The sequence below is a fragment of the Pseudoalteromonas rhizosphaerae genome (genome assembly GCF_902498845.1).
GTDB classification, from domain to species: domain Bacteria; phylum Pseudomonadota; class Gammaproteobacteria; order Enterobacterales; family Alteromonadaceae; genus Pseudoalteromonas; species Pseudoalteromonas rhizosphaerae.
Genome location: NZ_CABVLM010000006.1, coordinates 248889 through 275003, shown reverse-complemented (window position 1 = coordinate 275003; position 26115 = coordinate 248889). Strand labels below are relative to the sequence as shown.

The following is a 26115-nucleotide window of genomic DNA, read 5'->3' as shown; positions in this document are numbered from 1 at the left end:
CTTTGTGCTGTGGGGCTTGCAGTGGCGCGCATCATAAGTTGTTTGTGGTGCGTTAATGCGAGACTAAAAACACGGAGACATAATGATGTATTTTCATTTATTTTGGGGAGGGAATTATGACCTTATGGCTTAGCGCAGGCATTATTTTCACCCTACTAGCAATTGTTGCAATTTTAGTAAAATGGGGCAATGTAAAGTGTGTTGGCGTCACACCGGTAAGAACATTTACCTTTATCGCCATCTTATTTACATCAGGCTTAGATGTTGGCTTGATCATGTTTCCACTCACTGAGTTTGCAGGTTATGCAGACATAAAAGCAAGCCCAGAGTACGCGTTTGCCAATCCACTAGCTATCGAGTTTGGTTATTGGGGCTTTCTGATCTGGGGATTCTATTTCCTTACGTGCTTTTATTTCTGTGTAATAGAACCTAAAGTGAAATTTTTCGAAATTCCTTGGGTTAAATTAATCAATAACGTAGTTATTATTGGTACTTGTGCCTTCACCGCTTTCTTATTGCTCTCTAACCTACCTTGGTATTTACCTAGTCTTGGTGATGGTGAGTCGATTATTCCGTCATTTTATTTAATTGTATTCGCAGCTATTTGCTTTGCGGTGTATTCAAGCACCGATATTAAATATGTACGTTTTCTAAGTATTTCAACTACCTGGTTATTTATAGCGCTAATTGGTTTTATGTGGTTTGGCGCATTTATGGGCGAAAATGGCCAAGTGTCAGATTTTACAAATAATTTAACGTTAATTGGTAGTTACTTTGGCAATATTAATCAGTTTGTACTGCCACTCAATGATTACCATGAGTTTTATTTATTTTGGTGGTTTGCGTGGAGTATTATGATCGGTCAATTCACATCGCGTTTTGTCGGTGGATTAAAAACCTATCAAGTATTGGGGGCAATGTTAATTTTCCCTTCAATCCCAATCGCAATTTGGTTTGGCGTGCTTTATCAGTATCACGAAGCAGGTATTGCTACGCAAGGGATCAAAAATATTGCAATGGTATTTGTTGGCGTAGTGTTTGTGATCAACTCGCTTGATTCACTGATCCGTTTATACACCGACAATATGGGTATGACGGTTAAACGTTTAGGTAAATTTAAATATATTGCGCTAAATGTTGTCGCTCTTTCATTATTAACCCTATTATTTAAGCAGAACTTTCTACAAATCCAGTGGGTCGGGGTGTTAGTGATTGGTTTGTTCTTTGCGTGTGCAGCCTATATTGCCTATAGCAAAGTTAAAACTGTGAGTAACATTGATAGTTCGCCGAAAGACAACAAAATTGACTACACAAAAATTGAATCAGCTAGCTAGATATTAGCTTATACAGTAGCGAAGGAATTAACATGACAACACAAAAAACATTATTAGCAGTCGCATTACCGTTTGCACTTTTTTCAACCTCAGTATTGGCTGATTGGTCAGCAACCGTAACCGGCGCATCAGATTATACCTTTAATGGTGTGAGCCAAACGCAAAACGACCCAGCGCTACAAGGTAGCCTTGATTATTCATTTGGCGAGTCAGGCATGTATGCTGGCACGTGGGCGTCAAACGTTGACTTTGGTGACGACACAAATATTGAATGGGATGCTTACTTCGGTCGCTATGCGCAGTTAAATGAAGCGCTCAGTATTGATTACGGCCTTGCGTATTACAGTTACCATGGGCAAAGCAACTCAAGCGATGGTAACTACTTTGAAGCCTACACTAAATTTGGTTACGCAAGTGAGTTAGGGCAAACAGAGCTTAACTTTTGGTATAGCTGGGATTATTTTGGTACCGGCGCAGGTCATGTGATTTCTATGGTTGCACACACCATTGAACTTGCACCTAATCACGCATTGCGTGCCAGCTTTGATATTTCAAATTCACTCGATGGCGATAAGTTCGCATGGGATACCGATGGTAAATCGTATAACCACTATCGTCTTGCTTATCAAACAAGTTTAGCGGGTTTTGATATTGAGGTAGCGGGCGAGAACACCAGCCTAGATATTGATACTGCAGATGAGCGTATTGTATTGTCGATAGGCCGTACATTCTCACTTTAAGTGTTTTAAATTATTTTATTTAAACAGCAAAGCGGCCATATGATATGGCCGTTTTTTATCTTTCCTCACTCATTTAAACGCGAGTTATTGGCTATATAAATCTAACAGTAAAGCGGTTTAAGCCAGCCATGAAGACCGAATAGGTGCTTATTAAAGCAAGCATAACTATGCTATCAGCATGATCAAACATGTAGTTTGCCAGTCCCATATTTAATCCAAACGTTAAGCATAAAATTCCACTTAGTAAGTTTATGTTTTTGCAAATATTACCGATTGAAAAGCTAAGTAGTAAACCAGCAGCACAGGCTAACGAGTAACTTAAAGCATTAACTAGTAACAACTCTTGGTTAGCAAGAGTAAGCGCAGCTGCTGTGCTAAAACACAGTAAAGCTACGAGTGCTGCTAATTTTAAAACACTGTAACTAAGTGCGACTTTTGCGCTGTAGCTAGTGTTGTAAATTGGTAGGGTAAATAACAGCTCCCATGAGTTTTGCTTTTGTACTTTGCTCCATAAACTTAATGTAACAATCGCGAATAAATTCAGCGTTAAAACAAAAATGGCCTGCTCAGTGATATTATAAAATAGATTCGCCACTACACCGAAAAAACATAAAAGTGTAATTAAAATAAGGTATTGAGAGAGTCCAGAGCCAACAAAGTAGCTAAGAGGGAATAACCCTTTATTAATAGAGCTGCCGTAATTTGATAAAAAACCACTGGGAACTGGCGACCAACCAGATTGCAGACCATTACGATAATTTAGTAATGAATCGGGGCGCCATTTGTACGCAGATGTAAAGCTTTTATGAAATAACACGATAGCAATAAAAGCAACGACGTTAACGGGTATTAGCCAAACTGGCAGTTGCTCAATAAGCACACACACTAACGTAGCTATAAAGAAGCTGAAATAGCAAACAGAGGTAAATAAATGGCTGAATGAGCGATTTAAAAACCAGATAATAATGCCAACAAGATTGGCCATCGTGAGCGTTGCTAATAGATTGATATTGCCCGCAATTATGATACTCAAGATAGAAATTAAGTTACTCAATATAATGAATACTTTACCTTGAAACATCACATGTTTACGGTAACCAACAACTAAACTCTGCCATTCAGTGGCTTGCAAGCGAATACTTTGCCAAGCTATCGCGCTGTACATACAAATAATTGAAAACATGATCATTAGTCCGATCAGATCTTCAATACCTGTAGCTATAAGGCATAGTAATGTCGTTATAATTGCAGCGATGAAATAACTGGCACAGCCGACGTCTTTTAACCAAAAACTGACAGCACCTTGATACCATGGACATTTACTGGCTTGCATCATCCATGTAACTCCACAAACAGCTGTTCAAGAGACAGTGTATTGATTGCTAGAGCACCAACAACAGTTTCACCTGTATAGCCATAAATAATGGCACAATTTTGCTGCCTGTTAAGTACCTTGTATGCACTGAGATCAATCGTCGACTCTTTAAAGCTGACTTTTCTAACGGTGTCGCGAATGACATCTAATTCGTCGAGTAACAGTAACTCGCCTTGTTTTATAAGTGCAATGTGGCTGGCGACGCGCTCTATGTCAGAGGTGATATGTGATGAAAATAAAATTCCGGAGCCCGAATCTATTGCTAAATCGAAAAGATCACTCATAAATTCGCGTCTAGCAATTGGGTCTAAGCTCGCCACCGGCTCGTCTAAAATAAGTAGCTGGGGTCTGTAGGCCATGGCCATAATAAGGGCCAAAGTTTGACGCTGGCCGATTGAGAGATCATTAATCGCATCCTTGCTATTCAATTCAAAGCGCGCGAGCCATTTTGCTTCTAATTGCATATCCCAATTTGGGTAAAAACTGCGATGTAATGCCAAAGCGTCAGCAATTTTAAAACCTTCATAACCAAACGTTTGTTGGGCGACATAACCAATTTTTTGTTTACTGCTGGCACTTAATTGATGACTTAATTCACCTAATGCTTGTACTTCACCCTCATCAGGCTTTACTAAACCCAGCGCGCTACGTAATAAGGTTGTTTTACCTGCACCATTTTTACCTAATAAACCAATCACCATGCCAGGCTCAACATTAAGGGTGATGTTGTTTAATATCAGACGTTGGTTGTAATGTTTAGAGACATTTTTATAGTTAAGAAGTGGTTGTGTCATTGTTATAATTCCCACCGTTTTTTTATTAGTTCGGTTAAAGTCGGTTGTGGCACATCGAGTTGTTTGGCTTGCTGAATAAGTTGATCGATAGCTTTAAAAAGTAAGCTCTCTTGTTGATCGGTTTGTTGTGCTGTTTTTTGTGCGACACGGGTTGCTTGGCCACGGCGTCGTTCTAACCAACCTTGATCCACTAATTGACCAATCGCTCTGGAAACTGTCATAGGATTAACAGCAAAGTGATCCGCTATTTTTCTCACGGACGGAAGCTCTTCACCTGCAGCTATTTGCTCACCTACAATTAAACGCACAATTTGTTCATGTAATTGCTTATAAATGGGATCGCCACTATTGGGGTTGACATTAATAAATTCTAGCATTACTCTTTCTCTACTGTATTAATACATCAATACACCGATACACTAAGTAATAAGTTATCACATTAAGTGTAAAATGCAAACAAGGGAAAAGTGATGAAAAGTATATCAAATTGTTTTAATAGACTGATAATTAAAGTGATGATGCCAATTTTAATGGTTGCATCAACTGCGTCATACGCAGAAAATAATCAAAATAACCAACCAAAACTGACGCCATGCTATATGGAAGGGCTGTCTGATCGATTGATGTGTGGCAGTATTGCTCAACCATTGTCAGATGATCCAAGCGAAGGGGAGATTGATATCCACTTTGCAGTTATACCTGCAATCAAGCCCAGCCATCCTGATGAAGCGGTACTTGGTTTTGCCGGTGGCCCGGGACAAGGGGCTATAGATTTAGCGAGAATATTTGACCATAACTTACGTTTTGCTCGCGAAACTCGTGACATAGTCTTGGTTGACCAGCGTGGCACGGGTTATTCACATCAATTGCAATGTGAAAGTGATGACCTAAAAACCCAGTTTGCTTTTAATGATGTGATTGCCGATCTTCAAGCCATGGGAGCAGAAGATACGCAAAAATGTAAAGCAAAGCTCAATATTGATTTGAGCAATTTTACTACGCCTGTTGCGGCAAAGGATTTTGAAGCTGTGCGTGTTGCTCTTGGTTATAAAGGCTTTCATTTATATGGGGTGTCATACGGCACACGTATAGCGCAAGAATACATGCGCCAATTTCCTAATGCTGTTTTAACGAGTACCTTAGATGGCGTTGTGCCAATGCAGCAAAGTCTGGCTGCCATAGGCGGAGCGGTTGATGGTTCACTGGCTGCATTATTCAAGCGCTGCGAAACTGATGCTTTATGCGCAGCCCAATACCCTAACTTAGCAAATAACTTTAATTCATTGCTTACGAGGCTTGAACAACAGCCTGTACAAACACAGGTTAGACACCCACGCACCAATGACCTTATTGATTTTACAATCACTAAAATGAAGCTTTACAGTGCGATACGATTTGCGCTTTACGGCCATGCACAACGTGCGATTGTACCAATGGTTATTGAAAAAGCACTAAGGGGTGACTATTCACCATTGGCTGGCATGATGGCGAATGTTGATTTAACACAATCTTTAGCAATGGGTATGCATAACGCCATCGTTTGTGGTGAAGATTGGCCACGCTTAACAACGCAAACCCGCGCTCAGTACAGTAAAACTTATATGGGCAAAGCAATGATTGCGGGGTTGGATATAGCGTGCCCAATTCTGAATGTAAAAGCCGTTGACGAAACATTTTATCAGCCGCTAAAAACCAGTACGCCAACGTTACTTCTTTCTGGTGGACGCGATCCTGCTACACCTGCAAGTTGGGCCGAGCTTGCGATGGTTGAGATGACAAATGCCACCCACTTAGTTGCAACGACTGTCACCCATGGCGTTGGCTCACAAACCTGTGCGCCGAAAATCATTGCCAAGTTTATCGACCAGCAAAGTATGCGAGACATTGACACAACCTGTATTAATGATGCAAATGACAAACCGTTTTTTATGAATATTAACGGCGTAGCCGTTGCCAATAGCCATTCAACTGATGTAGCTAACAAGGAGTAAGTGATGATTAAAGTAACCAACCTAAATAAGAAGATTGGCGATGTTAATGCGCTAAATGGTTTAAGTTTTACTGCACAGGACGGCAAGATAACTGGCCTCCTAGGGCCAAATGGCGCAGGTAAAACCACTTGTTTACGCACCGTATTTGGATTGTTAAAGGCTGATAGCGGAAATGCTGAAATTGACGGCATTGATGTTGCCAAAGAGCCGATGGTAGCAAAGCAAAAACTAGGATTGTTTCCTGATCCGTGCGGCTTGTATGAGCGATTAACACCAAGGGAATACATTACTTTTTTTGCCCAGCTCAGTGGTCTCAATGCCAGTGATGCAAAACAAGCGACAATAGATGTGATAAATAAATTAGCTATGAATGATATTGCCGATCGCCGTTGCCAAGGCTTTTCGCAAGGCCAACGGATGAAAACCGCCTTAGCACAAGCCGTGGTTCATAACCCATCAAACATTATTTTAGATGAACCAACCCGTGGGCTTGATGTAATGAGTACCCGCATATTAAGAGAGCTGTTGCTGTTATTAAAGGCGCAAGGGCACTGCGTGTTATTTTCATCGCATGTTATGCAAGAAGTTGCAGCGTTATGTGATCACGTGGTGATCATGGCCAATGGTCAAGTGATTGCACAAGGTTCAGTGGCTGAGCTGTGTGAACATGCAGGTAAAGAGACATTAGAAGAAGCATTTGTCGCCTTAATTGGTAGTGATGAGGGGATTGCAGCATGATTAATTTATTAACAGTGTTATTTAAAAAAGAAGTGATGGATGCCAGCCGTGATAAACGCTCGATAATGGCGGGGCTGTATTATGCGATAGGTGCACCAATTGGTGTGTGCTTATTAATGAGTGTTTTGCTACAGCAATTAGCATCGCCTGAAGCACTAAAAATTAATATTGAAAATAGTGATAGTGCACCAGGACTTATTGCTCACCTTAATAGTCGTGATATTTTTGCCAGTACTGATGCTAATGAGCGTAAAGATATTACTTTATCAATCAGTGATGACTATCAACAAAAAATGAGCGAAGGGCGCCCAGCTACGGTAACGCTAATTGCAGATAAATCTGATGATAAGTTGCGTAAACATATCAACCAAGTTGAAAAAGCAATAGCATTGTACAGCTCTGAAATAGCGAGCCTGAGATTAGTCTCTCGTGGTGTGGATCCGAGTTTGATGCGTGCAATCGTGATTGAAGTACATGATCAAGCTACACCTGATTCAAAAGGTGGCATGATTTTGGGTATTGTCGTATTAACACTTATTTTAGCTTTATTTTACGCGGCGATGAATTTGGCAATTGATACCAGTGCGGGTGAGCGAGAGCGTAATTCTTTATCGTTATTGTTGAGTCATCCATTACATAGTTTACATATTGTGCTTGCTAAAATAGGCGCTATCACCACGTTTTCGATGTTAGGTTTAATGGTAATTTTAGTTGTCTCTAAGTTTTCGTATGCAATGGTGCCGTGGCAGCAAATGGGCTTTAGCATCACTATTACCCCTGCGTTTATGTTATTTAGTATCGCAATATGCCTACCTATCGCGTTGATGTCGGCAAGCTTACAAGTGTTTGTGTCTTTTATGGCTAAGTCATTTAAAGAAGCACAATCTTACGTCACTATGGTGTTATTTATCCCAATGGCGTTAAGCATGATAACTACTTATGATATTGCGACAGATAAGGTGCAGTGGTTGCCGATAGCAGCACAGCAGTTTGCATTAATGGAATTTATTAAAGGTAATCCCATTCCTATTCCGCAGTTACTGCTATCAACAGTGATCACACTGGTATTATGTGTAGCCTTTAGTTTTTTAAGCGCGCGTATGCTGAAAAGTGAAAAAGTGGTATTTGGCTTGTAAGCTATTGAGTTGGAAATGAATCAGCGACCTAAAAGGCCGCTGATTTATTTTTGAGGGATAACTGAGCTGTTTAGAAGCAGAGTAAGTTATTAATAGCATTTTAAACAAGCAGCTTGGATAAAGTTTATAGCGTACCGTTGGATATAAACTTAGTAATTAGTTGTTGTTTCTTAAATAGAATTGCCACTGTTGCAAAGCAACACCTTGATATTAAGCCCTTATGAAACCGTAAGCTCTGCATTTTGAGGCGGTTTGGGTATCAGTGTTACGCAGCGAGATTTATAATGTCTCGCTGTACTCAGTCATGATCTGTTCAACCCAGTTAGCGATACGCTCATCACTGTGTTCGTATTGGCTGTCTTCATCAAGAGCTAAACCAACGAAGTGTTTGCCATCTTCGGTGAGTGCCTTAGAGGCTTCAAACTCATACGTGCTGTCGTTCGGCCACAATCCTAATAAAGTATATTGTTGGCTACTTATTTCATCATGTAACATACCAAGTGCATCTTGAAACCATTGACCATAACCTTGTTGATCGCCCATGCCAAATAAAGCGATGGTTTTGCCATTGAGATCAACATCTTTAATGTCGTCCCAAATCGACTCCCAATCTTCTTGTAACTCGCCAAAATCCCATGTGGAGATACCAAAGATGATAAAGTCGTAATTTTCTGCATTTTTTAATGGTTCATCTTTGATGTTATGTAGGCTGACAATGTCTTGACCGATAATATCGCGAATTTTTTCTGCTGCTATTTCTGTATAGCATGTGGTAGAACCATAAAATAAACCAATTTGCATCGTATTTATCACTGTGTATTTGCCTGATATGATAGGCTGAAGTTTACCGTAAGGTATTATTAATTGATACCTTGATAACTATGAGAATAACTGTGACCACGTTACCTGATCATGAGTCATTAGACTCAGCCATTACAGATCACGACGAACTACTCGGTAATAGTGATTATCTTGAATCTTTTTTAGATAACCTCTATTTAGAACAACACGTAAGCGATAACACTTTATCTGCGTATCGCAGCGACTTGGATAAATTTTGCCACTTTTTAAAAGGTCAAGATTTGCTCACCGTCAGTGGCCAAGATATTGAAAGCTATTTAGCGCATCGTGTTGATTTAGGTTTAAAGCCTCGCAGTACGGCGCGCAGTATTAGCGCGTTAAAGCGCTTTTACCAATACTTTGTACGTGAAAAACACATTACTGATTCGCCAATGGTAAATATTGCTCAGCCTAAAGCGGGCCTATCATTGCCGAAAACGTTGTCAGAAAATGAAGTAGAAGCACTTTTGGCGGCGCCTAATGTTGAAGAGCCGATGGGCTTGCGCGACAAAGCTATGTTAGAGCTATTATATGCAACGGGTTTACGGGTTAGCGAGTTAGTTGGGTTGCGTATTGAACAAATTAATTTGCGCCAAGCGGTGGTGTTTGTTAAAGGTAAAGGTAATAAAGAGCGTTTGGTGCCGCTTGGCGAAGAGGCTATGTATTGGCTCGAGCAATTTTTAAAAGTGGGGCGCGCGCAAATGATCAAACATGCCACCGACTTTGTGTTTCCGTCAAAGCGTGGAGTAGGTATGACTCGACAAACTTTTTGGCATCGTATTAAACACTATGCTATTTTGGCAGCAGTTGAATCGCCTTTATCGCCCCATACGTTGCGCCATGCGTTCGCAACACACTTACTAAATCATGGTGCTGACCTCAGAGTCGTACAGATGATGCTAGGGCATAGTGATTTATCAACCACACAAATTTATACCCATGTGGCTAATGAACGGTTAAAATTGGTACATCAACAACATCATCCGCGCGCTTAGTGAGAATTTTTTCGTACTTCGGCGGTCTGAGTAGTTAAGAATTATCAGGATATAAGAGAAAATTATGAAAAAGTTAGTATTAGCCGGTGCGATATTAGGCACCAGTATAAGTGCGTTTGCCAATGGCGTTGCAGCCATTCCTGATGCCAACGATCCAATCGTGACTAAGTTTGCAGAGCTGGGCGTTACTGTTAAGCAAATTAGCCCAAGCCCAGTGGCTGGTTTAAAAGAGTTGATCACTGATAAAGGCGTGCTGTATGCAAGCGCAGATGGTCAATACTTAATGCAAGGCACCTTGATTGATTTAAATAACCGTAACAATCTAACTGAGCAAGCGCTTAATGGCGTTCGTAAAGAAGGCCTAGCGCAATACGAAGACTCAATGATTGTTTACAAAGCTAAAAATGAGAAACATAGCATAACTGTGTTTACTGATATTAGCTGTGGTTATTGCCGTAAGTTACACCGCGAGCTTGATGATTTACTTGAAGCGGGTATTACCGTTAAGTATTTAGCGTTTCCACGTGGTGGTTTACAAGGCTCAGGCTATGCAGATCTAATGAATGTTTGGTGTGCAAAAGATCAACAAGAAGCAATGACAGCAGCAAAATCGGGTGCTGATACTAAAGTAATGGCCGGTTGTCATGCCCCAGTTGCAGAGCATTATCAGCTTGGTCAAAGTTTTGGTATTAGTGGTACACCAGCAATTATTTTAGAAGATGGTACGATGATCCCAGGTTATCAGCCTGCGGCCGCATTAGCTGCTGCGTTAGACGCTAATAAATCGTCATAGTATTATGCTTTTTATAAAAAGGCCGTTAAGGCCTTTTTTTGTCTTTATTCCTTAATCTAAAAGTACCGCGCCTGCATGAAAAAATTAATTGTTGCTCGTGATCATCATGATGATTCACACCTGCCAAGCCATTTGCACCCTGTTATTAAACAAATTTATGCCAGCCGCCAAGTTAATCATGCCGATGAGCTAAATAATAGCGCAGCCACTTTACATGACTTCAAATTATTTAAAGACATAGATAAAGCCACCGCTTTACTTCAACATGCTCTGCGAGCGCAAAGTAAAGTGCTGATCGTGGGTGATTTTGATGCCGATGGCGCAACCAGCACCGCTACCTTAATGCAAGGCTTAGCGATGTTTGGTTTTGCTCATTTAGACTATTTAGTGCCAGACAGATTCAGCTTAGGCTATGGTTTAAGTCCCGCGTTGGCCGAGCAAATAGTCACTATGGCACCAGATCTAGTGATCACTGTTGATAATGGTATTTCCTGTATTGCTGGCATCGCAATTGTAAAAGCCGCGGGCATTAAAGTGCTGGTTACCGATCATCACTTGCAAGGCGAACAACTACCCAATGCTGACGCTATCGTTAACCCTAATCGCCATGATTGTGAGTTTCCATCAAAATCAATCGCAGGAGTCGGGGTTGCATTTTATTTATTGATTGCGCTTAGAAGTGCATTGCGTGATGTTGGTCATTTTGCGCAGCAACCACCGCCTAACTTAGCCGATCTGCTTGATATTGTAGCGCTAGGTACGGTTGCTGATGTGGTGGCACTGGATGCCAATAATCGCACCTTAGTTCACCAAGGTCTAGCGCGAATTCGTAGCGGCAAAACACGCCCAGGTATTACAGCGCTGATTGAGGTCGCTAATCGTAACGCAGCGCGTTTAAGCGCCAGTGATTTTGGTTTTTCGCTTGCACCACGCTTAAATGCCGCTGGGCGTTTAGATGATATGAGTTTAGGCATAGCTTGCTTACTGGCCACTGATATCAATCAAGCGCGACGCATAGCCGCTGAGCTGGATAGTTTAAACCATGAGCGTCGAGAGATAGAGCAGGGCATGCAACTTGAAGCACAAGCCGTGCTAGATAAGCTTGCTTTTAGCGATGAACAAACACCTGATGCTATCTGTTTATATCAAGAAGACTGGCATCAAGGTGTGATCGGTATTTTAGCGGGACGTTTAAAAGAGAAATACCACCGCCCAACAGTAATTTTTGCTGGTGGCGACAACGGTGAAATAAAGGGCTCTTGCCGCTCGATTGAAGGCTTGCACATGCGTGACTTGCTTGAGCGCTTAAATACCTTGCATCCACATTTGATCAGTAAATTTGGTGGTCATGCTATGGCGGCCGGTCTGAGCATTAATGAGCAGCACTTTAGTGAGTTTAAACGTGAGTTTGAGCAGGCGGTAAGTGGGCAGTTAAGTGAAGAGCATAAACGCTGTATTATCTTAACCGATGGCGAGCTTGCTGATGACTGCTTTAGCATGGAGTTTGCAAATGTACTCAAACAAGCAGGGCCATGGGGGCAGCAATTTCCAGAACCCGTGTTTGAACACACTTTTGAACTCGTACAGCAGCGCATTGTTGGTGAAAAGCACTTAAAGCTGGTATTAAAACACCGTTCAGGGCGTTTGGTTGATGCTATTGCCTTCGGTATTGATGTGCGCGAGTGGCCTGATACTGAAGCGCGCTTGGTGAAATTGGCCTATCAGCTCGATATCAATGAGTTTAGAGGTAAGTTTTCTTTGCAGCTGATTGCCCGAGAGCTGCAAAAAGTGCCATAAAAAATATTTATTATCGGTGCATAAAATACTAATAAAACGCGCGGTTTTTTGTTAAAATCGGGCGTTTTTACTATTTAAAGAATTTTATGGGCGATTTGACGCTCGTAATCAGCCATTTTGGAGTAAGGTACATGTTTGAAGTGAATCCTGTGATTAATCAAATCAAGGAAATTCGCGAACGTACTGAATTGCTTCGGGGGTACCTTTGACTACGCTCTTAAACAAGAACGTTTAGAAGAAGTTAACGCCGAACTTGAAGATTCAGCCGTATGGAATGAGCCAGAACGTGCGCAAGCACTTGGCCGTGAAAAGTCAGCACTAGAGGCCGTTGTTGAAACTATCGATAACCTAGTCAGTGGTACTGATGATGTTGAAGGGTTGTTAGAGCTTGCAGTCGAAGCTGAAGATGAAGACACCTTTATCGAGGCGCAAAGTGAACTTGAAGATCTCAATGGGCAACTTGAAGGCTTAGAGTTTCGCCGTATGTTTTCAGGCCCACATGACGCAAATGATGCGTACCTTGATTTACAATCAGGCTCTGGCGGCACTGAAGCGCAAGACTGGTGTAACATGTTATTACGCATGTATTTACGCTGGGGTGAAGCCAAAGGCTTTAAAGTTGAGCTAGTCGAAGCGACAGACGGTGATGTTGCCGGCATTAAAGGTGCAACCGTGCGCTTTGTTGGCGAATACGCCTATGGCTGGTTACGCACAGAAACAGGCGTACATCGCTTAGTACGCAAAAGCCCGTTTGACTCAAGTGGTCGTCGCCATACATCATTTGCTTCAGCATTTGTTTACCCGGAGATTGACGATAATATCGAAATCGATATTAATCCGGCTGATTTACGTATTGATGTATACCGTGCATCAGGTGCCGGTGGTCAGCACGTTAACACCACCGAATCAGCGGTGCGTATTACTCACGTACCAACCAATACCGTAGTGCAATGCCAGAACGAACGTTCACAGCATAAAAATAAAGCACAAGCGATGAAACAGTTAAAAGCGAAGTTATTTGAACTTGAGTTACAACAGCAAAATGCTGAAAAACAAACGCAAGAAGACGCTAAATCTGATATTGGTTGGGGGAGTCAAATTCGTTCATACGTACTTGATGATTCACGTATTAAAGATTTACGAACCGGTGTTGAAAACCGTAATACGCAATCGGTACTAGACGGTAACTTAGATAAATTTATTGAAGCCAGCTTAAAATCTGGCCTATAACCACCAAGCTAAAAAAGAGCTAAAAAATGACTGATCAAATCCAAGACGAAAATAAGTTAATCGCTGAGCGTCGTGGCAAACTAGACGCTATTCGCGCTAATTGCCCAGCCAACGGTCATCCAAATCAATTCCGTCGTGAGCATTACACGGCAGACTTACAGGCCGAGTTTGGTGATAAGAGTAAAGAAGAATTAGTAGAACTTAACCATGTTGTGTCTATCGCGGGTCGTATCCTTGCTAAACGTGGACCATTTTTTGTAGTGCAAGACATGAAAGGCCGTGTACAAGCGTATGCGTCAAAAGATGCACAAAAAGACTTGAAAGAAAAGTACGGTCAATTAGACACAGGCGACATTATTGGTGTGAAGGGTGCGCTTAATAAATCAGGTAAAGGCGATTTATACGTAGAAATGACTGAGTATCAATTACTGACTAAGTCACTACGCCCATTACCTGAAAAATTCCATGGCTTGTCTGACCAAGAAACAAAATATCGTCAGCGTTATGTTGATTTGATCACCAATGAAGCAACTCGTGAAACGTTCCGTATTCGCTCGCAAGTGGTTGAAGGTATTCGTCGCTTCTTAGCAGAGCGTGACTTTATGGAAGTTGAAACGCCAATGCTACAGGTTATTCCTGGTGGTGCTTCTGCGCGTCCATTCGTGACTCATCACAATGCACTGGATATCGATATGTACTTACGTATCGCACCAGAGCTTTACTTAAAACGTTTAGTGGTAGGTGGCTTTGACCGCGTATTTGAAATTAACCGTAACTTCCGTAACGAAGGGTTATCAACGCGTCACAACCCAGAATTCACTATGATTGAGTTCTACCAAGCATACGCTGATTACATTGACTTGATGAATATCACCGAAGACATGCTGCGTACTGTTGCTACTAACGTACTGGGCAGCCCAATTGTGGTTAACACCACTAAAGATGAAAACGGTGAAGTGGTTGACTCAGTAGAGTATGACTTTGGTCAACCGTTTACGCGTTTAAGCATGGCAGATGCTATCTTAAAATATAACCCTGAGTTTGATGCTGCGGTATTTAATGACCCAGAAAACCATTTTGAACAATTAAAAGCGTACGCTAAACAAGTGCACGTTAAAATTCCTGAAAACTGTGTTTGGGGCCCAGGTAAGTTCTTATGTGAAATCTTTGAAGAAACCGCTGAGCACATGCTTATTCAACCGACTTTCATCACAGGTTATCCATGGGAAGTATCTCCACTGGCTCGTCGTAACGACGAAAACGCATTTGTTACCGACCGCTTTGAGTTTTTTGTGGGCGGCCGTGAACTTGCAAATGGTTTCTCTGAGCTTAATGATGCACAAGATCAAGCTGAGCGCTTTACTCGCCAAGTTGAAGAGAAAGACGCAGGTGACGATGAAGCTATGCACTATGACGAAGATTATATTCGCGCCCTAGAATATGGCTTACCACCAACAGCGGGTGAGGGGATTGGTATCGACCGTTTAGTTATGCTGTTTACTGATTCATCAACGATTAAAGACGTTATTTTGTTCCCGCATATGCGTCCGCAAGCTGACTAAGTCTATTTTTATAAAATAGTTTTTAAACGCCGCTTATTAGCGGCGTTTTTGTGTTTGCACTAAACAATGACATTTTACGGTTTATAACGACACTAAGGTTTTAATTTAAGATATTGAATTGCAAAGTAATAAATAATTAATTCTAAAAAAGTAAAAAATCAACAAGCATTATTTTTAAGTTTAGCTAAACTAGGGGGGTTAAAAGTAGAATAAAGCATTGTTTTTTCATAAAGTACCAATCTAAAGGACTTATATAAACGGATTTTATATGAAAGATAAAAAACCTGAGTTACCTAATAACGCATTTAGTACAGAGCTACAAAGAGAAGCCTATTATCGAGCATGCATTGCTGAGTTTCAGCAATTAGGCTATCAAGATCAATACCTCGAACAATTAAGCGATGAGTTGGTACCTGTATTAGGTGTTTCTGCTGATGTTAAAATTCCATAATGTGATTAATTATCAAGCAGAGTTGATTCTTTTTTAGCGCTAATGGGTATTCTCTAACCATACAGTCACTTTAAACAAGAAAAGTGTTTGACATATTTTCTGAAATCTTTATTATACGCCCCACAAGACGGAGAGGTGGCCGAGTGGCCGAAGGCGCTCCCCTGCTAAGGGAGTATAGGGTTTGTAGCTCTATCGAGGGTTCGAATCCCTCCTTCTCCGCCATTTATTTTATAAATGGTTATCTTGTAAAGTAAAGAATGGGCGCATAGCTCAGCTGGATAGAGTACTCGGCTACGAACCGAGCGGTCGGAGGTTCGAATCCTCCTGCGCCCACCATCCTTTACACACTCTGCTTAGAGTTTAAATAAGCAAGTAAAAGTGATTGGTTTAGTAAACCAAGCGGTCGGAGGTTCACTCTTTGAAGATACGTCCTGCGCCCACCATCCTTTACACACTCTGCTTAGAGAATAAATAAGTAAATCAAAAGTGGGCGCATAGCTCAGCTGGATAGAGTACTCGGCTACGAACCGAGCGGTCGGAGGTTCGAATCCTCCTGCGCCCACCACTTTTGACACTTACTTAGGGTATGAATAAGCAGTAAAAATTAGTTATTGCACACTAATATGTCAGATAAGACATTAAAATCGAAATAGAATGTGGGCGCATAGCTCAGCTGGATAGAGTACTCGGCTACGAACCGAGCGGTCGGAGGTTCGAATCCTCCTGCGCCCACCACTTTCTATTGCTTCAGAGTAATTAATAAAGAGCCCGACACATGGTCGGTTTTTTTATGTTTGAAATTTGTAGTAAACGTTTATATAGTTTAATACATTAGTCAAAATAAGACGTTAAAATTAAAATAGAATGTGGGCGCATAGCTCAGCTGGATAGAGTACTCGGCTACGAACCGAGCGGTCGGAGGTTCGAATCCTCCTGCGCCCACCACTTTCTATTTAAAGGTAACCGACGAGAGTCGGTTTTTTTATGCCTGAAATTTGTCCCGTACTTATAAAAGTATAAACCACCAACCGAGTGGTCGAAGGTTCACTCTTTGAAGATACGTCCTGCGCCCACCACTTTCTATTCCTATTAAAGTTAATAGAAGATAACCGACGAGCGTCGGTTTTTTTATGCCTGAAATTTGCTGTAGGCTCGGGTTTATCACGCGCTTTTTAAAGTTGAAACCACCAACCGAGCGGTCAGAGGTTCACTCTTTGAAGATACGTCCTGCACCCACCACTTTCTATTACTATTAAAGTTAATAGAAGATAACCGACGAGCGTCGGTTTTTTTATGCCTGAAATTTGCTGTAGGCTCGGGTTTATTGCGCGCTTTTTAAAGTTGAAACCACCAACCGAGCGGTCAGAGGTTCACTCTTTGAAGATACGTCCTGCACCCACCACTTTCTATTACTATTAAAGTTAATAGAAGATAACCGACGAGCGTCGGTTTTTTTATGCCTGAAATTTGCTGTAGGCTCGGGTTTATTGCGCGCTTTTTAAAGTTGAAACCACCAACCGAGCGGTCAGAGGTTCACTCTTTGAAGATACGTCCTGCACCCACCACTTTCTATTACTATTAAAGTTAATAGAAGATAACCGACGAGCGTCGGTTTTTTTATGCCTGAAATTTGCTGTAGGCTCGGGTTTATCGCGCGCTTTTTAAAGTTGAAACCACCAACCGAGCGGTCAGAGGTTCACTCTTTGAAGATACGTCCTGCACCCACCACTTTCTATTACTATTAAAGTTAATAGAAGATAACCGACGAGAGTCGGTTTTTTTATGCCTGAAATTTAATAGATCAACTGTCAATGAGGTTTGTTTAGAGATATGACAATTGTATGAACTTTTTATGGAGGCCGTTTTTATAGGATAATTTCATTTATTATATGCCTGTTATTTTATCACACTATGAGTTTTACGATGATCTCAAGAAGACAATTTATTATTAGTGCCGGTACACTCGCTTTTATGGGGCTTTCTCGTAGTACTTTTGGCAAAGTACCATTTCTTGACGTGAGTGAGCATTTAAGTGCCTATGGTCCGTTAGTGACTGATCCTAACAAGTTACTCGATTTACCAGCAGGGTTTAGCTATCAAGTTATATCAAAACTGGGTGATAAAATGGATGATGGCTTTACAGTGCCAGATAAAGCCGATGGTATGGGCTGTATTGCCCTTGATGATGAGCGGGTTGCATTAGTCAGAAACCATGAATTAAAACCAACTGATTTAGCAAAAGCAGATGTTAGCTTACAAACGCATAAAACGTCATTTGCTTATGACACTACTGCGCAAGGTGTTGCTTTGCCAGGAGGCACAAGTCATATTATTTATAATTTAAAAACCGGTAAAAAAGAGCAAGAATATTTGTCACTCACTGGCACGATCCGCAATTGTGCAGGTGGTATTACCCCATGGGGTAGTTGGCTTACTTGCGAAGAGACTGTTCTGACTAAAGCGGATGGCTTTAATCAAGATCACGGTTATATTTTTGAGATACCAGCCAACGCTAAAGGACTAGTAAACCCTGAGCCTCTCAAGGCAATGGGGCGGTTTAACCACGAAGCAGCTGCTGTTGATCCAACAACCGGTATTGTTTATCTGACAGAAGATAAAGGCGATAGTTTATTTTATCGTTTTATTCCTAATGAATACGGTAAGTTGAGTAAAGGAGGTAAACTTCAAGCTATGATGATTAAAGCACAGCCACAGTTTGATACTCGTAATTGGGTTACAGGGGTAATGCCTTTACAACACAATATGGCCGTTGAATGGGTTGATTTGGCGCAACCTGAAAGTCCAAAAGACGATTTAAGAATACGCGGCCACAAACAAGGCGCTGCACTTTTCGCTCGTGGTGAAGGGATACATTGGGGTGAAAAAGAACTTTATTTTTGTTGCACTAATGGTGGTCAAAAGCAGCTTGGGCAAGTGATGAAGTATCAACCATCAGCATTTGAAGGAACAGATAAAGAGCATTTAGCTCCAGGACACGTTCAACTATTTGTAGAAAGCACAGATAAGTCGTTATTTAACTTTGGTGATAATCTCACTGTTGCACCTAACGGGCACTTGATCGTTTGTGAAGATCAGTATACCGACGTGGTTGATAACCATTTACGTGGCGTAACACCTAGTGGTGATGTATATAATTTTGCCCGCTTAACAGCGCAAACCGAGTTGGCGGGAGCTTGTTTTTCTGCTGATGGCAACACCTTATTTGTTAATGTGTATTCACCAACAAAAACATTAGCGATCACAGGACCATGGCAGAGTTTTAAAGGCTAACTGGTGATTATTTAATGCTTATATACAAGTGCACTATGGCTATTTAGTAGTGCTAAGTGAGTTAATTTAAAATGCAGCCTTGCTGATCCGCTTCAACCTTAAAGTATAAACCGGATCAGCAAAGTATTTAGCTCAATTATTAATAACAATAACCAAACTAAAATAACAGGCTGAAGTTTAGGCGCAGGGTACGCGGCTCAATCGGGTGGAAGTGATTATCTTCAACGCCTTCAATAGGTTCACCAGCTAAGCGTGACGTGTAAAAGTAGTCAATATCGTGATCCGTACTATCAAATATATTTAATAGCTCAAGGCCCACTTTCCAATGCGTTTGTTGATAACTTACTAAACCATTAATGACTGTAAGCGGCTCTGAGCGTTTATCGCCATCACTACTGAGTATCCGTTTGCCAATGTGGCGTACGCGCAGTGAAGACTGCCACTGCTGGGTAATATGCCAATTAATGCCAGTACTGGCAACCACAGGCACTGCACCTTCAATTCGATCGTCATTTGAATCGATATCTAAGCGTGAATGTGTAAATGAGGCCTCGGCGTCTAAACTCAAGGCATCATTAAGCCAATAATACGCACTGAGCTCTAAACCGTAGCGTTTTGATGCATCACTGGCTTCAGTGTTACCCGCATCACCCACAAATAATAATTCAGAATCTAAGCTTAGCCACCATAATGCCGCTGATAAATTAAACCGTTGGTGATCAAAGTAGCGTAAACCCAGCTCTGCGCCATTGCTTTGCACCAGTAAATCAACCTTATCAGCAGACTCAAGTGTCACCGGATCTTGTTTAATAGTCGCTCCACGCGCATCATTTGAATGATACGACTGCCCCCAGTTGGCATAACCGGCTAGGTTGTCATTAAACAGGTAATTTAAGCTGGCTTTAAAGCTAACCAAATCATCATCTGCACTGCCTGAATTAATACTGTTATTGCTATCAACATCTGCGTCAAAGTAATCATAACGCACACCAAATGTGGCTTCGAGTGCTTGGCTTAAATTTACTTGTGATTGCCAATAGGCTGAGTAGCTGGCTTCGTCTACAGCATCTTCACGCACAGTACTTAAGCGTTGGCGCTGCTTGGTATTGTATAAACCAACTTGATCAATATCATCGCGGCGATATTCCACACCAACTGTATGCTGGATTAGCATATCTGCAAGAGTATCAGCAAATTGATAACTCAGTGCGCCACCACTAATTGTCCGGCTATCGACTTGTTGGAACTGATCGCCATTAATAGGATCATTTAAAAAGTAAGAGAAGTTAGAAAACAAGTCCATGTCGTAGTTGATCACATAGGCATTGGCTTTAATGTGCTGGCCTTGCCAATTTGCCGATAAACTATAGCGACTAGAGCTGCCGCCTACGGTCGTATCGAGTGAACCTAGCGCACTGATAATACTTTGTTCAACTGCACGTTGTGGAATTTGATCTGCGGAATTCCAGCTGTTGTCATAAGCCATTGCCGTAACTGATAAATCGCCATCCCATGCTTTACCTACATAGCGTACTAGGGCATTTTTTTTATCTACATCTTCATTGATATCTTGCCAAGGGCCATCATAACCTTGCCACTCACCGGCAATAATAATTTTCCCGTTAGCAATCCCAATTGAGCCTAATGCCATCACTCGCTGGTAATTGTCTTCGCCAATTGTAAAGTCAAGTTGTTGATGTTTTGGGTTATCAGCTAGATTAAATTCAGCACTGCCAGCGGTTGAAAAGTCACCTTGAGCGGCGCCATACGCGCCTTTTTGATAATCTATAGTCGAAATTGTTTCAGGAATAATAAAGTTAAGGTCGGTGTAGCCTTGACCATGCCCATGGCTACGCATATTAATTGGCATACCATCAATGCTGGTGGCAAAGTCAGTACCATGGTCGAGATTAAAACCGCGGATAAAATATTGATTAGCTTTACCTGAGCCGCTGTGCTGTGTGACGGCCATACCTGGGATCAGTTCTAGCATTTCTGCGCTACGTAACATTGGACGGTTTTCTATTTCACCTTGGCCAATTACGCCACTTGATGCACTAATAGCCTCACCAATAAGTCCCGTGCGGTGTCCGTATATGGTAATTTCTTCAATGTTTGCAAGTACATTGGTAGAGCAAAACAAGCTACCAGATAGAATTAAAAAAGTGCGCATTATCATTTCCTTATAAATAGATCGAAGTGTTTATATTTAATACTAGTACGTTTTAAGATGTTAATCGGATGCAAATATTTGCTTGCTGTGGAAAATATGTTATTTTCAATAAAATATTCCAAAAATAAAAATCATAAGGAATTTAATTTTGATTGTAATGAAACTGAAAAAAGCGGGGCTGAATGTTTTCAGTGTGAGCTTAGTAACTGGGCTTTTTGGCTGTCAGAGTCAGCCACAGCAAGAGACTGTTGCATCGTTACAAGAGCAACATGAGACGTTCTATCAACAGGTGATGTTGGCTGCGCCTGTCTTACCGGCTGATTTAACAAATATTCCTATGCAGGCGCATTTAGTTGCTAATCGTGTTGCGCAATCGCACTATAAAACGGCGGCGCAGGTTAATTACAGTCAGTTAGGGTGGCAGCAACGCGTGGCAGCAGATTGGCACTATTTTGATATTCCGACATCGCAGGGTAAGTTGTTAGTAATTGATTACCAACAGCAAGGTAACCAACTAGCGTATCGTTATTTAGCAAATGGTACCCAGAATGATTTATATGAGCCATGGAGTTCATCTAAAATTCAAGCTTTTAGCGGTGCAATTGCAAAAGTACGGCAAATAAACCCAGAGCTTGGTGCACATGCGCTAATAGGTGATAGCAATGTTGCTGATTTGATCACTAGTATTAATAGCTACGAGCATTTTGGCAGCGCTGATGGAAACTCTAATGCAATAGCGAGCTACTTTATTAATGTTGCTGGGCGTGATTATTTAAGTAATTTATTTGCAGATAATTGGCTAAAGCTTAATGATTCTCGCATTATGTTTAAAGGTGCTTATGCTACAGAGATTTTTACTCCTAGCACGATTCGTTGGCAAAGTACTGATAGTGATGTTATTGCTAGCAATATCGCTTATTTTACTGTTAATACCGATGATCCTGCTTATTTAGACTACCGGTGTGATGGCTGTGGTTTAACCGGTAATAAAGCCATGACAACTTTGGCTCAAGCTGAGTGGTTAAAACGTTTAGCAAGCCACACTCGAGAGCCCTTAACTCAGCAGCCTTTACTACAAGCACAAGACATTGATGTACTATTTAATGGCACCGGCAATACGGATAAAACCGCTAAAGTGGGTGGTATGATGCAAGGGCTCAGTCAAATGATCACTGACTCTTTAGCGCAAGCGCTTGCACCAGACGATACTCGCCCAGCAAAACAAATTTTAGACGAGTTAACGCAGGGGCAATGGCGAGTTTGGCAAAAAATAGGTTGGGGTCCAAGCGAAACACGCTCAACCACAGAAACTGTCATGTTGGCTCATGTTTACTTACCGTTTATTCAAGGTGGACGCGAATTTACCTTAGCGGCACAAAATAGTGTGCCAGGTGCAAGTGAAAAAAATTTAGCCGTGGTTGGCTTAAAAATGCAGGCTAATTTTACGCATGCATTTAAACAGTTACTGATACCGCAAAAGCAATAATAAGTAGCACACAGCACGACTTACCAAGCAAATTGATAATAGGGAACCCACGAATGCGACATACATTTATCGCCCTGAGTATTTCATTAGCAAGTATTATTACCATGGCACCCGTCATTGCGGCGGCTAACACGTGGCAATCAGATGTCATTGGGGTCACTCAATCTCAATTAACCCCGCAGCACTGGTTAAGCCAAGTGACAGATAAAACTCTGATGAGTGCAGCGCAAATCGCGGCATTTAATAAACAACTGATTGCTGACAATGAACATATTGTCGATCCACTCGATTTTGCCTCTCAGCTAACTCGTGAGCAGTTAAAGGCATATATACTCAGTATTAGTGCGGTACCAAAAAGCCCGCGTTTTTACCCTAATGGCGTGGCATTAAGTAATAAGCATTTTGCAAAATATTTAGCCAACTTGAATTTAGACGCTGTGGCAGATAATAATCAAGTTAGTTATGCCATGGTGGTAAAGCGCTCAGTCCTGCGTACTTTTCCAACGTCGGACCGAGTATTAAATAGTGGCTTAGATAATGACTTAGACCGTTTTCAAGAAAGCGGATTGTTCCCCGGTGATACAGTGGCTATTTTGCATGAAAGTGCTGATAAGAAATGGTTACTTGTGCGCGCTTATAACTATCTAGCATGGGCGCCCAAAGCTGATATTGCGATATCGAATAAAAGCACACTTCGTGAATTTAAAAATAACGATGACTTTTTATTGATAACTGGCGCAAAAGTAAATACTGCTTACGTGCCTAATGATGCCACTACATCGCAAGTGCAATTGGACATGGGCGTTCGTCTGCCTCTAATGCCTGCAGAAAAAACCCCTCATTTATTAAATGGCCAAAACACCTACGCTAATTATGTTGTGCAACTGCCAACCCGCGGGGAACAAGGTCAGTTAGTTATTAAGCCTGCCTTGATCAGTCGCAGCAGTGATGTGCATTTAGGGTATTTACCTTACACCAAACAGCATTTGATAAAACAAGGGTTTAAATTTTTAGGCGAACGCTACGGTTGGGGACACGACTATAATGGCCGTGACTGCACTGGTTTTGTTGGCGAAATATATAAATCATTTGGTCTATTAATGCCGCGTAATTCAGGTCAGCAGGGGAAGGGGGAGTATGGTACTAATCACCGTTTTGATAAAACCAGCAATGAAAGCGATAAATTAGCGGTAGTTAATAACATGCAAGTGGGCGATTTAATTTATATACCAGGCCATGTAATGATGTACTTAGGTGAACAAGACGGTCAACCGTATGTGATCCATGATGTTAAAGGGTTGGGTTATAACAAGGCTGATGGTAGTTTTTATTCAAGTTCACTTAATGGGGTATCGGTAACGCCTTTATTGCCACTGCGTTTATCGCAAACTCAGAGCTATTTAGACCGTACTTATAATATTAAGCGTATTCGCTAGGAGTTAAAAATGAAGATTACGGCGATACGTTTTGCCAAACTTAAAGTGCCATTAGTTACGCCGTTCAAAACAGCGCTGCGTGAAGTGAGCTATATTGAAGACTTAGTGGTGTTAATTGAAACCGATAAAGGCGAAATTGGCTATGGTGCTGCGGCGTCTACGCCAGTAATAACCGGCGATACTCACCAAAGTATCCTTAGCGTTATTAAACAATTTATAGCGCCAAAACTAATTGGTATGGAAATCGAAAACCTCAATCAAATTTGCCAAGTGATCCAATCAAGTGTGGTGGCAAATTACAGCGCTAAAGCCGCACTCGAGCTGGCTGTGTATGACTTGTGGGGTAAATTATATCAAGCGCCGCTGTATAAATTGCTCGGCGGTGGTAGTCAAACATTACGAACTGATATCACTATTAGCGTTGATAATATTGATAAAATGCTCAGTGATTGTGCTGTGGCTGTAGCGCAAGGTTTTGATATTTTAAAAGTAAAAATTGGCAATGATTTACAGCAAGATATCGAACGAGTGAAGGCGATTTATCAAGGTTTTGGCCAGCAAACGCAAATTCGTTTGGATGTAAATCAGGGCTGGAATGCTAAACAAACGGTGTTTGCTTTACGGCAATTAGAAAGCCACAATGTTGAATTAGAACTTGTTGAACAGCCAGTGAAAAGTGATGATTTTAAAGGTTTAAAGTATATTACTGAGCGGGTAAATACGCCGATCATGGCTGACGAAAGTGCCTTTTCGCCCAAGCAAGTAATTCAATTATTAGAGCAAAATGCTGTTGATATTATCAATATCAAAGTCATGAAAACGGGTGGCTTAAGTCGTGCTATTGAAATTGCCAATATTACTGCACAGTATCAAGCTGATTGTATGATCGGTTGCATGTTAGAAGGCAGTATTGCCGTTGCAGGTGCTGCGCATTTAGCGTCTGCAAAAGCCCAGCAGATCAGTAAAATAGACTTAGACGGTCCAGCGCTTGGCCAATATGATCCGGTGCAAGGCGGTGTGGAATTTAATGGCCCAGCGATCACGTTAAGTGATGGTCCTGGCTTGGGGATTAAAAGTATCGACACATTACAACCGATAAACGATGGAATTTGGCCGTTATGAAAAAAATAATAATAACATTAATCACCACAGCAGCCCTCAGCGGCTGTGCAAATAGTGCAAGTACATCAGCAGCTGCAAGTGCTGCAATTATCCCACAGCAAAGCCAACAGTTAGTGGTGGTGGTTGCAGATGATTGGCAAGCCATTGCCGCACAATTGTATCGATTTGAGCGTGTTGCAGGACAATGGCAACAACAAGGCCAAGGTCACAGTGTGGTACTTGGGCGCACCGGTCTTGCGTGGGGTATTGGTTTACACCCAGCTCAAGCGGGCGAACAAAAACAAGAAGGCGATGGTAAAGCTCCCGCTGGTATTTTTGAACTCGGCACCGCGTTTGGTTATTTAGATTCATTAAAAACCAATATGACCTACCAAGGCATGACTGCTGACGACTATTGCGTTGATGTCAAAGGTTCGCCATTTTATAACCAGCTAGTTAATAAGTCAGTGGTAGGAGAGGCTGCTGTCAAAGACTCGTCAGAGTGGATGCGCCGTGATATTTACAGTCAAGATAACCTTTACAAAAAAGGCTTAGTGGTTAAGCACAATAGTCAAAATGTTGATGGTGCAGGCAGTTGTATCTTTATGCATTTATGGCGCGCAGAAAATAAACCAACTGCCGGTTGTACTGCAATGACTGAGCAGAATATGGATACCTTGTTAGCTTGGTTAGATGAACAGAAAAAACCATTGTTAGTGAGCTTACCAAGCTCACAATATCAACAAAAACAATTGCTTTGGAAGTTACCAGCGATTAAATAATACGTGTACAGCCACGCGATCACGTGGCTTTACAAAGTAAATAATAAAATTGTTTTCTTTTTATTAATTT

General features: G+C 41.5%; 21 protein-coding genes and 5 tRNA genes. 21 read left to right on the top strand and 5 right to left on the bottom strand.

All coding sequences use genetic code 11. The features are described 5' to 3' along the window. Positions 1-116 precede the first annotated feature (116 nt). Both PSR9079_RS11680 and PSR9079_RS11675 read left to right on the top strand, forming a co-directional pair. Positions 117-1334, top strand: a complete 1218-nt coding sequence (locus tag PSR9079_RS11680; protein WP_149981751.1) for a BCCT family transporter — start codon at positions 117-119, stop codon at positions 1332-1334. 32 nt (positions 1335-1366) lie between these two features. Further along, positions 1367-2074, top strand: coding sequence for a TorF family putative porin (locus tag PSR9079_RS11675; protein ID WP_145240814.1), 708 nt, complete (start codon positions 1367-1369; stop codon positions 2072-2074). A gap of 91 nt (positions 2075-2165) precedes the next feature. On the opposite strand, the gene PSR9079_RS11670 is transcribed toward PSR9079_RS11675, so the two are convergent. The 3 genes from PSR9079_RS11670 to PSR9079_RS11660 are packed head-to-tail and all read right to left on the bottom strand — an operon-like array spanning position 2166 to position 4620. Continuing rightward, positions 2166-3410 (bottom strand): hypothetical protein, encoded by a 1245-nt coding sequence (locus PSR9079_RS11670; protein WP_149981750.1) that lies wholly within the window; start codon positions 3408-3410, stop codon positions 2166-2168. Next, on the bottom strand, positions 3407-4243 hold the full coding sequence (locus PSR9079_RS11665; protein WP_149981749.1) for an ABC transporter ATP-binding protein: 837 nt from the start codon (positions 4241-4243) through the stop codon (positions 3407-3409). Before PSR9079_RS11665 ends, PSR9079_RS11670 begins: the two co-directional genes overlap by 4 nt. 2 nt (positions 4244-4245) lie before the next feature. Then, positions 4246-4620, bottom strand: a complete 375-nt coding sequence (locus tag PSR9079_RS11660) for a GntR family transcriptional regulator (protein WP_145240826.1) — start codon at positions 4618-4620, stop codon at positions 4246-4248. 93 nt (positions 4621-4713) lie between these two features. Here PSR9079_RS11660 and PSR9079_RS11655 point away from each other — a divergent pair, with 93 nt between their 5' ends. The 3 genes from PSR9079_RS11655 to PSR9079_RS11645 are packed head-to-tail and all read left to right on the top strand — an operon-like array spanning position 4714 to position 8108. Then, positions 4714-6234, top strand: a complete 1521-nt coding sequence (locus PSR9079_RS11655) for an alpha/beta hydrolase (protein WP_149981748.1) — start codon at positions 4714-4716, stop codon at positions 6232-6234. 3 nt (positions 6235-6237) lie between these two features. Continuing rightward, positions 6238-6972, top strand: a complete 735-nt coding sequence (locus PSR9079_RS11650; RefSeq protein WP_145240830.1) for an ABC transporter ATP-binding protein — start codon at positions 6238-6240, stop codon at positions 6970-6972. After that, positions 6969-8108 carry an ABC transporter permease gene (locus PSR9079_RS11645; RefSeq protein WP_149981747.1) on the top strand — a complete coding sequence of 380 codons (1140 nt, stop codon included), beginning with the start codon at positions 6969-6971 and terminating at the stop codon, positions 8106-8108. Before PSR9079_RS11650 ends, PSR9079_RS11645 begins: the two co-directional genes overlap by 4 nt. A gap of 279 nt (positions 8109-8387) precedes the next feature. On the opposite strand, the gene fldB is transcribed toward PSR9079_RS11645, so the two are convergent. Further along, positions 8388-8909, bottom strand: a complete 522-nt coding sequence (gene fldB, locus PSR9079_RS11640) for a flavodoxin FldB (protein ID WP_149981789.1) — start codon at positions 8907-8909, stop codon at positions 8388-8390. 80 nt (positions 8910-8989) lie between these two features. On the opposite strand from fldB, the gene xerD reads away from it, so the two are divergent. The 12 genes from xerD (at position 8990) to PSR9079_RS11580 (ending at position 19067) form a co-directional block, all read left to right on the top strand. Beyond that, positions 8990-9943, top strand: a complete 954-nt coding sequence (gene xerD / locus PSR9079_RS11635; RefSeq protein WP_220491296.1) for a site-specific tyrosine recombinase XerD — start codon at positions 8990-8992, stop codon at positions 9941-9943. A gap of 64 nt (positions 9944-10007) precedes the next feature. Next, positions 10008-10736: a bifunctional protein-disulfide isomerase/oxidoreductase DsbC gene (gene dsbC / locus PSR9079_RS11630; protein WP_145240834.1), complete on the top strand. Its 729-nt coding sequence runs from the start codon at positions 10008-10010 to the stop codon at positions 10734-10736. A gap of 75 nt (positions 10737-10811) precedes the next feature. Then, a complete protein-coding gene (gene recJ / locus PSR9079_RS11625) occupies positions 10812-12533 on the top strand; it encodes a single-stranded-DNA-specific exonuclease RecJ (RefSeq protein WP_149981746.1) in 1722 nt (573 codons plus the stop codon). A 131-nt stretch (positions 12534-12664) separates the two neighbouring features. Continuing rightward, a protein-coding gene (gene prfB / locus PSR9079_RS11620) for a peptide chain release factor 2 (protein WP_167542958.1) occupies positions 12665-13763 on the top strand; the annotation gives its coding sequence in 2 pieces (ribosomal slippage) (positions 12665-12739 and positions 12741-13763; 1098 coding nt in all). A 26-nt stretch (positions 13764-13789) separates the two neighbouring features. Next, positions 13790-15325: a lysine--tRNA ligase gene (gene lysS / locus PSR9079_RS11615; RefSeq protein WP_149981744.1), complete on the top strand. Its 1536-nt coding sequence runs from the start codon at positions 13790-13792 to the stop codon at positions 15323-15325. A 268-nt stretch (positions 15326-15593) separates the two neighbouring features. Continuing rightward, positions 15594-15776: a hypothetical protein gene (locus PSR9079_RS11610; RefSeq protein ID WP_149981743.1), complete on the top strand. Its 183-nt coding sequence runs from the start codon at positions 15594-15596 to the stop codon at positions 15774-15776. Between the two features lie 129 nt (positions 15777-15905). Beyond that, positions 15906-15998: transfer RNA gene (locus tag PSR9079_RS11605), tRNA-Ser, on the top strand. Positions 15999-16035: 37 nt separating this feature from the next. Continuing rightward, a tRNA-Arg gene (locus tag PSR9079_RS11600) sits at positions 16036-16112 on the top strand. Positions 16113-16264: 152 nt separating this feature from the next. After that, positions 16265-16341, top strand: a tRNA-Arg gene (locus tag PSR9079_RS11595). 93 nt (positions 16342-16434) lie between these two features. Then, positions 16435-16511: transfer RNA gene (locus tag PSR9079_RS11590), tRNA-Arg, on the top strand. Positions 16512-16644: 133 nt separating this feature from the next. Further along, positions 16645-16721, top strand: a tRNA-Arg gene (locus tag PSR9079_RS11585). Between the two features lie 978 nt (positions 16722-17699). Next, on the top strand, positions 17700-19067 hold the full coding sequence (locus PSR9079_RS11580) for an alkaline phosphatase PhoX (RefSeq protein WP_149981742.1): 1368 nt from the start codon (positions 17700-17702) through the stop codon (positions 19065-19067). A 157-nt stretch (positions 19068-19224) separates the two neighbouring features. Here the strand turns inward: PSR9079_RS11580 and PSR9079_RS11575 are convergent, their stop codons facing one another. Next, positions 19225-21240 carry a TonB-dependent receptor gene (locus PSR9079_RS11575; RefSeq protein ID WP_149981741.1) on the bottom strand — a complete coding sequence of 672 codons (2016 nt, stop codon included), beginning with the start codon at positions 21238-21240 and terminating at the stop codon, positions 19225-19227. Positions 21241-21388: 148 nt separating this feature from the next. Here PSR9079_RS11575 and PSR9079_RS11570 point away from each other — a divergent pair, with 148 nt between their 5' ends. Genes PSR9079_RS11570 through PSR9079_RS11555 form a run of 4 tightly spaced genes read left to right on the top strand, consistent with a single transcriptional unit; the run spans position 21389 to position 26045 of the window. Further along, positions 21389-22726 carry a hypothetical protein gene (locus PSR9079_RS11570; RefSeq protein WP_149981740.1) on the top strand — a complete coding sequence of 446 codons (1338 nt, stop codon included), beginning with the start codon at positions 21389-21391 and terminating at the stop codon, positions 22724-22726. A 53-nt stretch (positions 22727-22779) separates the two neighbouring features. Continuing rightward, entirely contained in the window at positions 22780-24162 is a 1383-nt protein-coding gene (locus PSR9079_RS11565; protein ID WP_149981739.1) for an NlpC/P60 family protein, read from the top strand. Between the two features lie 9 nt (positions 24163-24171). Next, positions 24172-25284: a dipeptide epimerase gene (locus tag PSR9079_RS11560; RefSeq protein WP_149981738.1), complete on the top strand. Its 1113-nt coding sequence runs from the start codon at positions 24172-24174 to the stop codon at positions 25282-25284. Beyond that, positions 25281-26045: a L,D-transpeptidase family protein gene (locus PSR9079_RS11555; RefSeq protein WP_149981737.1), complete on the top strand. Its 765-nt coding sequence runs from the start codon at positions 25281-25283 to the stop codon at positions 26043-26045. Before PSR9079_RS11560 ends, PSR9079_RS11555 begins: the two co-directional genes overlap by 4 nt. The last annotated feature ends 70 nt before the right edge of the window (positions 26046-26115 follow it).